The sequence below is a fragment of the Laspinema olomoucense D3b genome (assembly GCF_025370785.1).
GTDB classification, from domain to species: domain Bacteria; phylum Cyanobacteriota; class Cyanobacteriia; order Cyanobacteriales; family Laspinemataceae; genus Laspinema; species Laspinema olomoucense.
Genome location: NZ_JAMXFA010000004.1, coordinates 127,026 through 143,150 on the forward strand (window position 1 = coordinate 127,026; position 16,125 = coordinate 143,150).

The following is a 16,125-nucleotide window of genomic DNA, read 5'->3' on the forward strand; positions in this document are numbered from 1 at the left end:
CAACTCAATACTTGCTCGGTCCTCTCTGAGCAAGCTTCAGGGGTGCAAAGGGTTTTTAATGGCACTGATCTGGGGCTAGGTAAAGGGGTTTACGGGGTCCTGCACAGATTAGGACGGATCCAACCTAAAATAAAACCAATACCCTGGGGGAAACCTCGGAAGCGCGACCCTAGGGGGGAAGGATTGGGGGTTAAACGGGGGTTTATCCGTACCACAATCCGAGCGATCGCCCGATTAGCGGCAATCCCATCTATGACAATCAGGAGACTCTCTCACTCAACGATGAAACCCTATCAACATATCCCCATTCTCGACTGTGGCGAACCCTTGGTGGCGATTCCTGGGAGTCAGTTTGCCCTGGTGTTGCCTCATCCTTACGAACTTTTGGGCGCACCCTACGCAGGGCGATCGCCATTTTATCTGCGTCAAGGGGTACTGACGGGTTTAATCCAAGCACAAACCTACCTCCAGCAGCAATATACCCAATGGCAGATTTTAATTTTTGATGCCTATAGACCTATTGCTGTGCAGCAGTTTATGGTAAACTATGCCTTCATGGAGCAGGTGCGATCGCAAGGATTAGATCCCGGGAATTTAAGTCCCTTTGAGCGCCAAGAAATTTTAGGGCAAGTGTATCAATTTTGGGCCGTCCCCAGTCTGGACCCCGCCACCCCTCCACCTCATGCCACAGGTGCTGCTGTGGATGTCACCTTGGTTGATGAGGCAGGAATTGCGGTGGAAATGGGTTCCCCCATTGATGAAATTTCACCGCGATCGCATCCTGACTATTTTGCTCAAAGCAGCGATCGGGATCACCAGGAGTATCACAAACATCGCCAAATTTTGGCCCAAGCGATGCAACAAGCTGGATTTGCTCAACATCCTAATGAATGGTGGCATTTCTGTAAAGGGGATCAGATGTGGGCCTGGTTAACTCACCAGGGGACTGCCTTTTATGGCAGAGTTGAGTAAAGTCTGTATAATGACCGGGTGTCATACCCAATCCGGGATTGACCAATGGCTCAACCCCGGATGGGGTATGAGTTGAGTCTGGATTCATCCCCTGGGGTTCTGACGGGTTCTACGGTCCAAATATGTCCAAAGGGATGGATGGGGGTAAGGGTATAACGAGGGTCGGATTCAAGGTTTTGATACAATTCCAAGCTGGGACGGAATAAGAAGAGAGAGGATGAGGGTTCTGTCATTTCCAGGCGATCGCTGTCGGTGAGAAGAAGAAATCGCACCTCGGGATTGAGTTTATAACTCAAGGCCATCAGACGACTGAGGCGATCGTTACTCCCGATTACTAGGGGGTTTTCGGCTTGATTGACGAGTTGGGCAACTTCCACATCATAATAACAACTATATTTATTCCACCAGGTTTCCGCTGAGGCACTCACGGCACAAGAAACAATGCCGACCCCCAGCAATGCCACATAGGCAACTTGCCAGAATCGACGCTGGAGATTTCTTCCCCTATCGAGACGGAGGCGATCGGCGAACAGATAAGCAACCGCCAATTGTAGGGCCAAATAGGAGGGGAAAAGATAGCGAGCAATCCCCGACCGCTGCCCCCCGGAAATCACGTCATAGAGCATCAAAAACAAGCCATTAGCGGCAATGGATGTGAGCAGAAACCATCCGACGGATTTTGGGGTTTTGCGAAGGGTCACCCACAAGGCATATCCCACAAACAAAATCATGGGGATGACTGCATATCCCCAGAAATTTTCCCAAGCCAATGGGGGAAAATCTTGGCCGGATTCTACATCAAAAAACCGCTGGGGATAGATACTATGAAGGTCGAAAAATACCGATGTCAAATTCACGACCCACCGCTGCACTAATGCCTGTAGAGGCGTGTCTTTCTCCAACCATCCTCCCAGGCGGCTGTTATGCTTGAAATAAACAACAATCCAAGGAAGTAAGGCTGCAAAACCGAGTCCGGAGGCAATGAGATAGGATTTAAAAGATTTAGTCCATTTCCATTGTTCTTGAAATCCTACATATAATCCATGTCCGAAAAAGACTAATGCTGAAATCAGATGAGAATAGAAACCTAAGACAACGGTTCCGGCATAAATCGCCCAACTGCCTCGGGTATTCAGTCGCAGCGATCGCAACAAGGCTAAACTAGAAACTAAGGTAATCAATGTCCATAAACTATATTGCCTTGCTTCTTGAGCATAGAGCAAATGTAATGGAGAAACTGCCACCAATGACATGGCAATCCAGGCAACAAGCGGCGCAGAAAATAGTTCTAAGCTGAGGTAATAAATGGCGGGAAATGCTAAGAGACCAAACAGAACAGCCACGCTACGAGTCACGGTGATGGAACTGCCAAATATCTGCATCCACAGTCGTGTGAACAGGTAATAGATGGGGCCATGTTCGGCATTTTCAGCTAAAGCCTTGATGGTATCCCCCCACCCTCGTTCTGGGGAGAGACTTTGAAACTGATGCAACTGGGCGATCGTCAGCGTTTCTCCGGTGGGAAGTTGCTCATAAAAGTTAGATTTTTGGTATCCCGCTACGCGCAAAGAAGTGTTAACTTCATCCACCCAGTAGATTTTATGATCTAAATGATAAAATCTAAAAAATGTACCAATTATTAGAACTAATACCACAAATAAGCGTAAACGATTCCAATAAAGTTGGGAAGTTTTCATCCTTAATCCTGAACAGTTAAAATACAATCTGCTGATAATACAGCAAAGTCAGCAGTTTCAAACCCTGAACACTGGGTCATCAAAGGAGTGATTGCGGGTTGAATGCCCGCTTTGAGATTGGCGATCGCCTCCTGGGTGACGGCATAGGCGTTTAACCATCGATTGTAAGATAAATACCCCGGAGTAAATGCCCCTTTTTCAATTAACCACCAGTCCACCCCTTCTGCTTGTAAAAATTCCACTAAATCCGTGAAATTCGGACTATATTGCGCTTGAATCATCCGCTGGAGGCGAGTGCGAAACTGTTCGTAGTAACCCCAATGATAGGGAATGGCATATTCGCGCGCGGCTAAAACCGAACGCTGAGCAAAGGTGGGTATATTATTGGCTTCTTCTGATAAGGAAGCAATCAAAATATCTGAGGGTTGTTGTTGCAAGAAGGCATAAAGCTCAGGTTCTTTTCCCCGTTCATAAGAAGTCCAGGGAAAATTGTTGAGCGCAAGCTGGGGATAAAATAGAAAGACTATAGCTAACAACCCAGAAATGATTCCTGCGGTCATTTTTTTAGGAACGGATTGTCCCCATCTCCATAGGGAGTCAAGTAGGATGGTTAAGGCGATCGCCGCTGTCCATGCCATCACCATTCGTAAGCTATGCTGGGTATAGCGACTGGGCAAATGGAGTTTAAACAGCAAAACATGGGCGGCAAAAAACATTACGAAAGCGGCGATCGTAATATCTCCTAAAACTCTGATGTTTGGTAAAACCAAGGGAACGAGAGGGAAACGTTTGGGAAACTTTAGCAAAAGTGGCAACAAAAAACCTAAAGCCATGAACACGGGAGTTAAAATGGCCGAGAGGGCAATCCCACTGCGCCCCTGAAACCAAAAAGACCAAGGATCATCAATAAAAAATTGGCTTCTCCCCCCCGGTAAAAATTCCGGTAGCCCTCGCGCTTGCAGTGCCGAAATAGTCGGCCCAAATTCTGAGCTAGTCAGGGCATAAACTAATAAAATACCACTGGCAATAGTTAAATTTATTCCTACAAACTTAAAAACTTTTTGGCCAAAATTGACTCTAATTTTACCCGATTTATAAATAAAAATTTGTAACACTAAAATTCCTAAAATAATTAACACATATTGGGGATAAAATAGTCCAAGCAGAGCAATACATATCCCCGTAACTAGACTATTTTTATGCAAAAAATAATATAAAAAGGGTAAAAATAAGGGATAGACGAAGGCTTTCGGCGTAGCAGAAATCAGCCCATCTTGCATCCATAAACTTTGATTGAGCAATACAGAAGCCGTGAACCCGGCGATCGGGACGGGAAATAACTCCATCGTCACTCCAAAACAGAAAGCAGTGGTGATTAAACCCAGGATAGGAGGCAATAGTTTACTTAGCAACAAGGGGGCAATTCCTACCCCTGCCATCACCCGATAAAAGAGTGCATAACCGGCAGGTGCAACGGATTGAAAATAATCCGCAATTAAATCATTAGGGAATAACTCCGGATCCAGAAAGCGTTGCATCCAGAAAACGTGCTGCCGCGCATCATCTTGCACCACCAAATCAGCACTAAACGCTTGCTGGAGTCCCCCTAACCCATAAACTGCCGCAACGGTTAAGCTCAAACTGAACCAAAAAATTACCGCTGATTTAGGGGTATGGGGTGCTGGTGCCATGCAAAAGCGATGCAGGCGGTTAGGAAAGGTAATGGAAACAGAAGTTCGGGAGGACAAGGGTTTAAATCTGGGAGGACGATTAATCTAAAATTCTACCCGATCGCTGGAAATAGTGGAAGCGTCAGCCATCTCTAACGCCCTAAGAATGATAAAATGAAGGGAATCTGCCGACAAGATTAGTCATTTAAACTTCACGGGGTTACCCTAACTATGAATACTACCCTTTAAAATCAAGGGGTTGCCCCTAAAACCCTGTCAACTTTCATCGGATAATGATTCATCATGACTATTAGCACGGAATCGTTTACCCCCCTGCCCGATCACACCCAACTTCCCTGTGAGGATGGCACCTTTGTGAAGAACTTTCAAGAACACCCGCAAAGCATTCTTTTGACTGATTCTATTCGTCCGATTCTGGATGCAAAACATCCCAATCGAGATTACTGCATTGGTCAAGATAGCGGGATTTATTGGCGAATCACTGACCCACCCCAGAAAGGTGCGGAAGCGCCGGATTGGTTCTATGTTCCCAATGTTCCCCCCAGCTTGGACGGACAACCCCGCCGGTCCTATGTGTTATGGCAAGAAATTATTCCCCCCCAGATTGTCATTGAATTTGTTTCGGGAAATGGTTCAGAGGAACGAGATCAAACCCCTTGGGAAGGCAAATTCTGGGTCTATGAAACGGTGATTCGACCGGCCTATTATGCAATTTATGAAGTCCAAAAAGCCAGTGTGGAAGTTTATAAGATAAACGGCGGTCATTATGAGTTAATTCCAGCTAATGAACGGGGTCATTTCCCCATTCCAGAACTGGGGGTGGAACTGGGAATTTGGTCGGGATTGTATGGCAATCTGGACCTTCCTTGGTTACGCTGGTGGGACAGCCAAGGAAATTTGCTGTTATATGGTCACGAACAGGCCGAAGAGGAACGCCAACGAGCTGAACAGGAACATCAACGGGCTCAACAGGAACATCAACGGGCGGAACGCCTTGCTGCACGATTGCGGGAGTTGGGGATCGACCCGGAAGAATGAGCCGATTAAAGGGTTCCTAGACTGTAAAAAACTCAGGGGTTAGGGTGTGAGTTTTTACATCCTAAATTCCCTAACTTAATCATTAATAAATAGGAAAAATATGGCAGCAGTTGATGAGAAAAGTATGGTTCCTACGGTCCTCGTGGGAGTGGGGGGGACGGGACATGAAGTGCTCTCCCGTGTCCGACGTCTGGTGGAGGAAACTTACGGAAGTTTAGCGAATTTTCCCTTAATTAGCTTTTTGGTCATTGATACGGATAAAGAATATAAAGTCAGTAGTTCACTGGCGGCTGGTTCGGGGTTTAAAGACCATGAAAAATACTGGGCCAGTGTCAGTGGGCGGCAGGTACGGGATATGATGTCGAATATGCAGAATTATCCCTGGATTGAACGCTGGTTTCCCAGGGAATTAGAACGCAATATTAGCGCAATTGAAGCGGGTGCGGGACAAATTCGCGGCTGTGGTCGGTTTGCGTTTTTCTGCAACTATCATGGAATTCAGAAAGCCTTTGAACGGTCGTGCGATCGCATTAAAGGTCACGAGAATTATATGCTTGATCGCTACGGCATCAAAGTGGTGACTTCGGGAATTAATGTCTTTGTCATCGGGTCTCTATCCGGGGGAACCGGCAGCGGAATGCTGATTGATATCGGATACTGTATCAATCATTGGCTGAAAGGACAAGGTAGCCCGATGGTCACGGCGATCGCCCCATTACCTGCCGCATTTGCTACCATTAATGTGGGCGATCGGGTCCTCGCTAATGGATATGCCGCTATGATGGAATTGAGCTATTTTTCCGACTATCGCACGGAATATTTAGCCCAATATAGTGCCAGCTTACTCGACGAAGTACGATCCAGTCGTCCCCCCTTTGATTTCACCTACTTAGTCGGGACAAAAAACGGCGACAGTGAATTTACTTTAGACCAAATTCGGGAATTAATTTCTCAAAATATCTTTCTGGATTTAACCTCAGATTTTGCTCCCCATAAGCGCTCCATTCGAGATAATATTAAAGGTGCTTGGGCGCAAGCTGACCCGGGAGGACGAGGGTATCCCAAAAACTTTATGAGTTTTGGTCTCTCCACCATTGAAATTCCCATTGCCCAAATTAGAACATCCTTATCTAATCGTCTTTCTGCCGACTTTGTAAGCTGGTGGTTAAACGAAAATGTTATCTTACCGCCCCAAACCTTTGAGTTAGTTCAAAATGACATTCTTAAACGGATGCGCCTCACTGATATGGAGTTACTCACGGATTTAGGTGCGGCGGGAGATAAATCTTATTTGGCAGAAATTTCCAGTTTTGTCAATAGTATCCGTACTGAAATATCCCGAGATAATCTTCTCCAATGTACCCAACAAGGGGTAATGGGAGTCGCGGGAACGGAAAAGGGCAAAATCCTACAATTTGGGGAGTTTTTGCATAACAAAGTGGAAGAATACCGGGCAAATCACCTGCGAGAACTCAGTCCAGATGAACGATTGCATGGGGATTTCTTGCAAAAAATGTACGATAACCGTAATCGCATTATCCAACAGGGACGCCAAGCCTTAGAAGAGGAATTTTATCGGATTATTGAAGACCGCAATCGGGGACCAAAGTTTGCTGAAATTTTCCTGGTTAATGTGCGGCAAGTCTTCGACAATGCCGGAGAAAAGTTTCGGCGAGAAGCGGAGAAAGTTTGGCAACCTAATGAAGAAAACCGCCGCAAACAGTATGAAGATGCCTTGCAAGATATCACCCATTTTAAAGATAAATTTGGCTTAACCAAACAGGCCAAGATGGAGGAGTATGCAGAAAAGGGATTAGCGGGGTTAGAAGGGAGTTTAATTGCTACCATTCAGCGCAAAACACGGTTTTTGGGGTTGGATGCGATCGCTCGCTTACAGGAGCATTTAGAGGAGTTAGAGCGCCGATTGGCCCGATGGACTCAGAAGATGCGCCAAACGCGCGATACCTTCGCCCATGAAGCGGATTCCCAAGCGGATAGTGCGGATGCGTTAACGATTAATGGGATTAAATTATACGATCGCCAAGAACTGAATCAACTCTATCAAGACTTGATTGAACAATATGCCAGTTCTACGGAAGGAAATAAGAGTCGCTATCAAACGGGACTGGATGGACTCTGTAGTAATTTATCGAGTCAAGTCCTGGCAGATAGTAGTCCTCTTTGGAAACAAAACCGGGCAGCCGGGGAAACCATGCGCCTGTTTGATGTGCAACAATTAGCCGAAGTTCAGGAAGAAGATTTCCAAGGGATTATTGCCGAAAAAAGTCGCAGTATCATTAATTCCGCACCGAATAGCAGCCGGATTAAGCGGGAACTGGCAGCTTGCGATCGCCTGTTCAAAGTCTTTAATAATGATGCTGCAGAAATCCGCAATCAATTGGCGATCGCCTACAGTAAATCCAAACCCGTTATCCTCCTTAATCCCGCTGTCATGACAGGACGAGATGCGGGATTTACTCCTGCCACAAATACCAAAGTGGCTGTCGTTGGAGGGCGAACTCCTACTGACCCGGCTGCTATTAAGCTTCTCCCCTTATTAGAGGAACGAGTCGGCAGTTCCGATGCCGTGACACCCTTAGGAGAAGAAGAACGACATCGGGTCGTCTTTGTGCAAGAAATGGGGGGATTTTCCTTGCGGTGTATTGATGGAATGCAGGAATTGCGCCACTCCTATCAAGACTGGAAAGGACAAACCATTGAAGCCAAACGCGCCCAACTAAAAGGAGAAAGTAAAGACCCCCCGATTCCGGTTCATATCCAAAAAGAACCGCCATTTTGGGATATTTTCCCGGAGAATCCCGCCCTGTATCAATTGGTAGTATTAGGGCGTTCTTTGAATGTTTTACGCATCGAAGAAAATCGCCAAACGAAAGAGAATCTAGTCCGTTATTCTCGCCCAACCTCCATCGGTACTGAAAATGTTGAAATATCTGCCACTTGGGAAGAAGCGGTACAAGTGCTAGAAGTGAACCAATGCCGAGGCGATCGCGAGGAAATTCAGCGTCAAGTTACTGCCAAAATCAACGCTGCTGAAACGGCAACCCAAAAGCGGGAATTGTATGAACATTTTATGGAGTATTTGGGGGAACGCCAAACGGAACTGGAGAAAGAAGGCGGCAAAGATAGCTTGATTTATAAGCGAGAAGCCAAAATCATCCAACAGGCGATTGAAACCCATCAATTGCATCTCGCTGCCGCTGCATCTCCCACCACTCCAGCAAACGCCCCCACCATCGTTGCCACCCCCACCGATGCAGCTTTGCAAACCCATGTTTTCTGCACCAAATGCGGCACTAAAAACCCGGCTAATTCTAAGTTTTGTTTTAAGTGCGGCAATCAATTACTGCCTTTGAGTTAAGGCTTAACAATTGATTCACTTCAAATCATAAAAAAGCCCGCAAATGCGGGCTTTTATTGCAGCTAAGGATTCCATAACGTAAAGGCTGATACCCAATCCGCTTGTTAAAAGTCGTTTTTATCCAATAGCCGGAGGAGGCAGGCTATAGCCCTAACGGGCATTGCTTCGCTAGTGTCCTTGTTTACCCACCATGCATGGGTGTGGGTTTTTATAGGTCTTTGAAAACCGGATTCCGTATGAATTCCAATTTTACATAACTTGCCATTGCTGGCGCAGTAAGGAAACAAAGGTATTGTATCCTTGAGAATTTCCCGGTGAATCAGGAATAAAATATTGGGGAAATTCTTTGTAGCAGCGCCATTGTTCATGGGGTTTCATCCGCAGATACAAGACTCGACCCATTGTACCATCAGGTTTCCATGTCATTTGGCCTCGGTTAGGTAGGGACATAATTTTCTCCATTTCTATTGAAAAATCGAGATTTATGGGGGTCTATTATGGCAAGTTTTAGTAAGTGAGTTGTTACTATCACTACCATTTTCATCCTAAAAATAGAATATTTTTTTCGACTAGGGCAGCAATAGGAATGTTCCCCCTTTTAACCGATCGCCCGTTTCCATCGATCCTTAAGCAAGACAACGGGTGTACAATACCTGTAGACCTATTGTTTTTGGAATGTGATAATGATTCCTACGGCTAAACGGTTTACGATTCAGGAATATCACCGCCTCACAGAATTGGGCTTTTTCCAGGAGGGCGATCGCGTTGAACTGATTCAAGGAGAAATGATTCAGATGGCAGCTAAAGGGACCGCCCATACCACGGTTACGAAACGGTTACTCAGAGCATTAGGGCAACGGCTGGGAGATCGCGCTACTATGCAAATTCAAGATCCTCTATTTCTCCCACCCAATAGTGAACCCGAACCGGATATTGCGCTGGTAAAAAATCGTGCAGATGACTATTTATCGGGACATCCCACCCCAGAGGATGTCATCCTGGTGATTGAAATTGCCGATTCTTCTTTGCGTTACGATCGCGAGGTGAAATTGCCGCTATATGCTAAAGCGGGAATTACTGATTATTGGATTTTTAATTTAGTGAACAATACCCTGGAATGCTACAGCGAACCCTATCAAGATAATCGGGAAACTTGCGGCTATCGTCAGCGTCGGATTGTTTTACCCGATGAAAGGGTTTCTTTGCCAGGGTTTTCCGATTTATTATTGGATTTGGCTGAAATATTTCCCCATCAAAGTTAGTTTAGGTAAGGGGTTTGATAGACTTTGGGGATGATTCCCTAATAAAGACCCCCCAGTCCCCCTGGGGAAGAGAGGGACTTGAGTAAGGGACTTATTTTGATGATTTTACCCAGCTATTTTATGCGGATAGGCGGTGGTAAATTTCCGTTAATCGTTTGAGGCGACTGCGAAGTTCCGGAGATAAATCTTCCGGTTTGTAACGCCAGGACCAATTCCCTTCGGATTTACCTGGCGCATTCATGCGCGCTTCGTTGCCTAATCCTAACACATCTTGAAGTTGAGCAATAGATTGATTAGCAATCGTACTCCATCCTAAGCGAATTAACTCCCAATGAATTTCTTTTTCTGCCGATTGCGGTTTATCTAAATACCGCCAGAGTTTTTCTTTCGCTTCTGCTGGCAAGTTTTGATACCATCCCACGGTGGTATCATTGTCATGAGTTCCTGGATAAACGACAAAATTTTGATTTTTGTAGTTATGAGGCAGAAAATGCAGTTCTGGATGAGCCTCAAAGGCAAATTGTAAAATTTTCATGCCTGGAAAATCGAAATGCTCCCGCAGTGCATCAACTTCTGGGGTAATCAGTCCCAAATCCTCGGCAATGATGGGCAATTTGCCTAATTTTTGACCAATGACTTCAAAAAATTCTATTCCGGGTCCTTTCAACCATTGTCCATTTTTGGCGGTTTTTTCTCCTTTGGGAACAGCCCAAAATGCCTCAAATCCCCGAAAATGGTCAATTCGCAATAAGTCTACGGCGTCAAATGTGGTTCTAAACCGCTCAACCCACCACTCAAATTCAGTCTCTTTTAATTTCTCCCAATTATAAACGGGATTTCCCCAAAGCTGCCCAGTTTCGGGGGCAAAATAATCGGGGGGAACTCCTGCCATTAGGGAGGTTTCTCCGGTATTTTTTTCTACATAAAACAATTCAGAATTAGCCCAAACATCGGCGCTGTCATGGGCCACATAAATTGGAATATCGCCGACAATTTGAACTTTTTTCTGGTTGGCATACTCTTTTAAGGCTTTCCATTGATTGTCAAATTCAAACTGTAAGAATTTATAAAAACTAACGCGATCGCTGAGTTCTTGTCGGACTATTTCTAATGCTTCGGGTTGGTGTTTTCGCACTTCTATGGGTTCCCAGGAGTTCCAACCGGCGCTGTGATGTTTCTCTTTGAGGGCCATGAATAAGGCATAATCCTCAATCCAATAGGCGGTGCGATCGCAAAAGTCTTGGAGTTGCTGATGCTGTTCAGCCGTGGCATGGGTTTGAAAATTCTGATAAGCGGTTTCTAGCCACTTCATCTTAACCGGAATGACTTTCTCAAAATCTACATAATCCTGGGGAAAGTCCGGAGTTTGGGCTAAATCTTCCTCGGAAATCCACCCTTTTTTTTGCAGATGTTCTGGACAAATCAACATCGGATTTCCGGCAAAAGCGGAATAGGACATATAGGGGGAATTGCCATATCCCGTTGGGCTCAAGGGTAAGATTTGCCAGAGTTTTTGTCCGCTTTCCACCAGAAAATCAATAAATTGATAGGCTTCCGGACCAAAGTCTCCGATACCAAATCGACTGGGAAAAGAGGTGGGATGCAGTAAAATACCGCTGCTTCTAGGAAAAGACATGATTATACCAAAATCTAGGTTTAAAGGTGTGTTTTTAGAAGAGGTAAACCCTATAAAAATAGTGCGGTTTATAGAGTTTAGAGAATTAGATTCCGAAAAGGATACTCTATAAACTCTAACGGATTTTGAGGCAGGGGGATCTACCTCGGGGATGATTTCAAATCCGTGGGAATAAAAAACGACTCGGAGGGAAGAGTTTGGATAGGGGGCGATCGCCTGAATCGGGTCCGGAAATTTGAGTCAATTATATCGGTAGATAGAGACGCCTTGGGGGGAAGCTGCGCTAAGATGAATACAAACTGGATTGAGCCGATTTGTCGAGCCTAATCATCGGAGAAATACTCATGCCTTACCCCTGTGCACCTTGGACACTTAAAGGCCGTGCCGTGCAAACTCTCCATCCAATTGATAGCAGTCGAGTGCGATCGCTCGTTCCCTCAGATTTGGCGATCGTGGAGGTCTTCCCGGGAAAAACTTTGGGAGGAGTTTATTGTGCTAAATATGGAGCAGGGTCGAGTTTATTATATAATGAATTAATTGTGGTTTCTGCATTAGTTCGTTCCGGAATGCAGTTCGGAGCATGGATTTCTCATATTTATGTGGATCATCCCGATTCCGTGGCTGGGGGTCGAGAAATTTGGGGACTGCCGAAAGAATTAGCTGACTTTACCTGGGAAAAAGATGAGGACGATCGCGTGATGGTCCGACAAGGCGATCGCCTTTTGTGCAGTCTTCATTTTAGTCTAAAAACCTTCCGATTTCCCATTCCATTTGCCTTCCCCAGCTTTAGCACCCTGGGTTCTAATTTACTGTTGTTTCCCGGTGAATTCACCTCAGCGATCGGTTTAGTTAAAAGTAGATTAGTAGTCCCCCCGGAAAGTCCGTTTGCCCTGTTGAACTTAACCCAACCTTATCTAACCTTTTCTTGTGAAGACTTAAAATTGGTTGCTGGTGCGCCAAAAGTGGTCAAAGAAAGAGCAACTGCCACCCCCTATGCTCCCGCCTAGCTTTCAACGTCACGACTGGCTGTCGTGACGTTGAACATTAGAGAACGACTTAAGTCGGGACCGTGAACAAGAGAATGAAATTTTTATCCCTGTTTTTAGTAACCACCTCAGTCATTTCTTAGCTTTTTATTCCCCCAAATTACTTCGCAATCCACTTTTCAATCATTCCCACGGGTACATGAAGGCTAGGATGGTCGAATACTGCTCGTACTGCCTCCGTCCCTCCAAGTTCCTTCAATTTTTGTAACTGGTTTTTCAGGTTAGAATTGAAATTAATATATTGCTCGATCGCCTGTTCGGCGACTGCTGAAGAAGGATTTCCCTGGGAAAGGGTTTCCAAAAATGCCTGCACTTCAGCATACAAAGCATTCATCGGAGTAACAGCTTCTTGTCCTGTCATCGTCTTCGTCCCGGGAAGCTTTTGTGCGGCGGGTGCTGCTGTGGAGAGAATGTGCGTATCAGGCAACTTAGGAGGAGTAGAGAAAGTAACCTCTTGCAGATCTGTTCTGTCACCAGACCCGAAATTTCGCACAACTCCCGCCACATCTACCCCGGTACTCGCCCGCAACTGTTCCAAAAATGACGCCATTTTCCCGGCAGTATTGCCATTGGTGGTATCGATAGAAGTCAGATTTTGAATTCTCACATCCGGTACCGTAGAAACCATTGTTTTGAGTAGAGGTTCTAGTTTTTGCAACAGGAAAATCTCGCGCGCTGAGGGTCCGGCAGCTTTCCAGGATTCGGCAAGACGTTTTGTCCCCATTGCCTGCGCTTTCCCATCTTCAATGATGGCTGATGCCTTCCCTTTTGCTTCCGCGATCGCCCGCTTACATTGTGCCTCAGCCGGTGCCACCACATCCGCTTGTAATTGTTGTTCCACTTGCTTAATTCGCTCGGTTTGCACCGCCACATCAGCCTGAGTCCGCGCCACTTCTGAGCCAATCTCCGCTTCAGCTTCAGCCACTAAGGCAGCGCGCATTGTCTTCGCATCTTGAATGCGCCGATTTGCTTCAGCGCGAGTCATTTCAACTTGACTGGCAATTCGCTTAATCGAGGTACTTTGATCATTTTCCGCAGTGCGAATCACAGACTGAGCTTTGGCTTTAGCTTCGGCAATTCGAGCATCCCGGACCAGTTCTGCTCGCTGTTTTCGCCCGATGGAATCCAAGTATCGCACATCATCGGAGATATTTTGGATTTGCAGGTTATCTAACACTAAGCCTAACTTTTCTAAATCGTCCTCGGCTTCCTCCAGCAAACTTTTAGCAAAGGCGATTTTATCTTCATTAATCTGTTCCGGAGTTAAGGAAGCCAAAACCCCGCGCAAATTTCCCTCTAGGGTTTCTTGGGCGATTTTTTCGATTTCTTTGCGGGTTTTCCCGAGTAAGCGCTCGATCGCATTATGTATCGTCGGTTCAGTTCCGGCAATTTTAATATTTGCCACCCCTTCTACTTTGAGGGGAATCCCCCCTTTAGAGTAAGCATTAGTCACCCGCAGTTCGATAATCATGTTAGTGAGATCCATGCGGTAGGCGCGTTCTAGCAAGGGGAGACGAATGCTACTCCCCCCTTTCACCAAACGGTATCCCGCTATACGATTATCATCCAGGGGACGCGCACTCCCGGCAAAAATTAGCACTTCACTGGGTTGACAGATGTAATACAGATTGTTGATTACCAGTGCACCTGCGCCACCGGCAGCACCTAAAATCGCTAGTAATCCTAGAATAACTTCCATTTGGGTCTCCTAATTGGTTGTTGGTTGTTGGTCCTTGGTCATTTGTCATTTGTCATTTGTCATTTGTGGTTTGTCATTTGTCGTTTGTTTGGGGGAGGGGAGGGGACCGGAAGTGTATTCTCCCCATCTTCCCCATCTCCCCCATCTTCCCTATCCTCCCCATCTTCCCCATCTCCCCCATCTCCCCCATCTCCCCCATCTTCCCCATCTTCCCCATCTCCCCCATCTTCCCCATCTCCCCCATCTTCCCCATCTCCCTTCTACACTCGCTCTACCGTAGATACTTCCGGTTTATTTCCATTGCTGCGGTTCAGAGTACCGATGACGTCGATACCGAGGGTGCGATCGACGCGATCGAGGAATTGTCCGACGATTTCCGGATAGGCATTAACCAAACTGGCGATCGATTTGCCATCGCCATTGTCAATCACATTGATCCGATCAATCTGGACACGCTGGGTAATATTTGCCACCTCTCGCAGGACCATTTCAATCTGTTGGATTAAGAAGACTTCGGCAGCATCTGCGCCGGTTTGTCGCCAGATTTCCGTAAAGAGGTCATTGACTTCGGCGGCAGCTTTGGCATTTTCCTCGAATACGGCAGCTTCCCCGCGCGATCGCAACTCTTGTGCTTGTCTGGCAGCTTCTGCGGGGAGGACTTCATCGGCTTCTAAACGGAGGCGTTCCAGGTCCGCGCGGATACTTTGTAGCAGTTGTTCGGCACGTGCTCGGGCTTCTTTTGCGGCAGCTTTTGTGCGTTCTTCTTCCGATCGCGCCTGTTGATCGAGTTCAGCTTTGATTTTCCGCAATTCGTTATTTTTTTCCTCGATCGCCATTCGTGCCAGGGTTTTGGCAACTTCGGACTCTTGCTGGGTTTGCGCTTCTACCGCCTCCGCTTCCGCCAATGCGTTGGATTCGGCAATTTCCGCATCCCGGACGATCGCCGCAATTTGGCGGCGTCCGATGGAACTGAGGTAGTCTACATCATCGGAGACACTTTGAATTTTTAACGTATCAATTTCTAATCCCAGCCGTTGCAAATCATCCTGTACATCGTCCGTAATTCGTTCCGCAAATCGCAGGCGATCTTCGTTCAGTTCTTCCGGGGTTAAGGTGGCAACAACACCCCGCAAATTGCCTTCTAGGGTTTCTCGGGCGACGCGAACGATTTCTTGGCGATCGCGGTCTAAAAAGCGTTCGATCGCATTGCCAACAATGTCGGGATTACTGGAAATTTTCACATTGGCGATCGCTTGAATATTCAGCGGCGTTCCCCCTTTGGCATAGGCATTTTTGACCTCGACTGGCACCGGCATAGTAGTCAAATCCATGCGCTTAACCGTTTCCAAAATCGGGATACAAATGGTGCGATGGCGAGTGACTCGATATCCTAATTCTTGACCCTCTTTGGTTTTTCTTTTCAACCCGGATAAAATTAAAATTTCGTTGGGTTTACAGATACAGAGGACTTTATTTAAAATCCATAATAATATCATAAACCCCAAAATTGATAAACCGATTGTCCCTCCCACTGAAATTAATCGATCCGTCATATTATTTTGAGGAGTAGACGGGGACGGATCGATTTGAGCAATTTGCAGGGTAGAGACTTCCTCCTGGGGTTTTCTGGCGATCGCACCCCCAGATTCGGTGAAATTTAGAGTCTTCAATGAGGTGTGAAGAAGCGGTTGCATAGCGTAGGATT

12 protein-coding genes are annotated in these 16,125 nt (G+C 46.2%); 5 read left to right on the top strand and 7 right to left on the bottom strand.

Going from position 1 to position 16,125, the window contains the following annotated elements; genetic code table 11:
* The first annotated feature begins 282 nt into the window (after positions 1 to 282).
* Positions 283 to 972 (top strand): M15 family metallopeptidase, encoded by a 690-nt coding sequence (locus tag NG792_RS04165; RefSeq protein ID WP_261199467.1) that lies wholly within the window; start codon positions 283 to 285, stop codon positions 970 to 972.
* A gap of 50 nt (positions 973 to 1,022) precedes the next feature.
* Here the strand turns inward: NG792_RS04165 and NG792_RS04170 are convergent, their stop codons facing one another.
* A complete protein-coding gene (locus tag NG792_RS04170) occupies positions 1,023 to 2,669 on the bottom strand; it encodes a glycosyltransferase family 39 protein (protein ID WP_261234645.1) in 1,647 nt (548 codons plus the stop codon).
* A 2-nt stretch (positions 2,670 to 2,671) separates the two neighbouring features.
* Positions 2,672 to 4,360, bottom strand: a complete 1,689-nt coding sequence (locus NG792_RS04175; protein ID WP_261234646.1) for a hypothetical protein — start codon at positions 4,358 to 4,360, stop codon at positions 2,672 to 2,674.
* Positions 4,361 to 4,642: 282 nt separating this feature from the next.
* Between NG792_RS04175 and NG792_RS04180 the strand changes: the two genes are divergently transcribed.
* Both NG792_RS04180 and NG792_RS04185 read left to right on the top strand, forming a co-directional pair.
* Entirely contained in the window at positions 4,643 to 5,398 is a 756-nt protein-coding gene (locus NG792_RS04180; RefSeq protein ID WP_261234647.1) for a Uma2 family endonuclease, read from the top strand.
* A 100-nt stretch (positions 5,399 to 5,498) separates the two neighbouring features.
* The gene (locus tag NG792_RS04185; RefSeq protein ID WP_261234648.1) at positions 5,499 to 8,777 is read left to right on the top strand and encodes a tubulin-like doman-containing protein; all 3,279 of its coding nucleotides are present in this window, start codon (positions 5,499 to 5,501) and stop codon (positions 8,775 to 8,777) included.
* A gap of 249 nt (positions 8,778 to 9,026) precedes the next feature.
* Here the strand turns inward: NG792_RS04185 and NG792_RS04190 are convergent, their stop codons facing one another.
* Positions 9,027 to 9,227 carry a hypothetical protein gene (locus NG792_RS04190; protein ID WP_261234649.1) on the bottom strand — a complete coding sequence of 67 codons (201 nt, stop codon included), beginning with the start codon at positions 9,225 to 9,227 and terminating at the stop codon, positions 9,027 to 9,029.
* Between the two features lie 230 nt (positions 9,228 to 9,457).
* Here NG792_RS04190 and NG792_RS04195 point away from each other — a divergent pair, with 230 nt between their 5' ends.
* A complete protein-coding gene (locus NG792_RS04195) occupies positions 9,458 to 10,039 on the top strand; it encodes a Uma2 family endonuclease (protein ID WP_261199521.1) in 582 nt (193 codons plus the stop codon).
* Between the two features lie 118 nt (positions 10,040 to 10,157).
* Here NG792_RS04195 and malQ read toward each other — a convergent pair whose 3' ends face one another.
* Entirely contained in the window at positions 10,158 to 11,675 is a 1,518-nt protein-coding gene (malQ, locus tag NG792_RS04200) for a 4-alpha-glucanotransferase (protein WP_261234650.1), read from the bottom strand.
* Positions 11,676 to 12,019: 344 nt separating this feature from the next.
* On the opposite strand from malQ, the gene NG792_RS04205 reads away from it, so the two are divergent.
* The gene (locus tag NG792_RS04205) at positions 12,020 to 12,682 is read left to right on the top strand and encodes an acetoacetate decarboxylase family protein (protein WP_261199474.1); all 663 of its coding nucleotides are present in this window, start codon (positions 12,020 to 12,022) and stop codon (positions 12,680 to 12,682) included.
* A 139-nt stretch (positions 12,683 to 12,821) separates the two neighbouring features.
* Here the strand turns inward: NG792_RS04205 and NG792_RS04210 are convergent, their stop codons facing one another.
* The 3 genes from NG792_RS04210 to NG792_RS04220 form a co-directional block, all read right to left on the bottom strand.
* A complete protein-coding gene (locus tag NG792_RS04210; protein WP_261234651.1) occupies positions 12,822 to 14,420 on the bottom strand; it encodes a flotillin family protein in 1,599 nt (532 codons plus the stop codon).
* A 73-nt stretch (positions 14,421 to 14,493) separates the two neighbouring features.
* The gene (locus NG792_RS04215) at positions 14,494 to 14,664 is read right to left on the bottom strand and encodes a hypothetical protein (protein ID WP_261234652.1); all 171 of its coding nucleotides are present in this window, start codon (positions 14,662 to 14,664) and stop codon (positions 14,494 to 14,496) included.
* A gap of 16 nt (positions 14,665 to 14,680) precedes the next feature.
* Positions 14,681 to 16,114: a flotillin family protein gene (locus NG792_RS04220; protein ID WP_261199477.1), complete on the bottom strand. Its 1,434-nt coding sequence runs from the start codon at positions 16,112 to 16,114 to the stop codon at positions 14,681 to 14,683.
* Positions 16,115 to 16,125 lie beyond the last annotated feature (11 nt).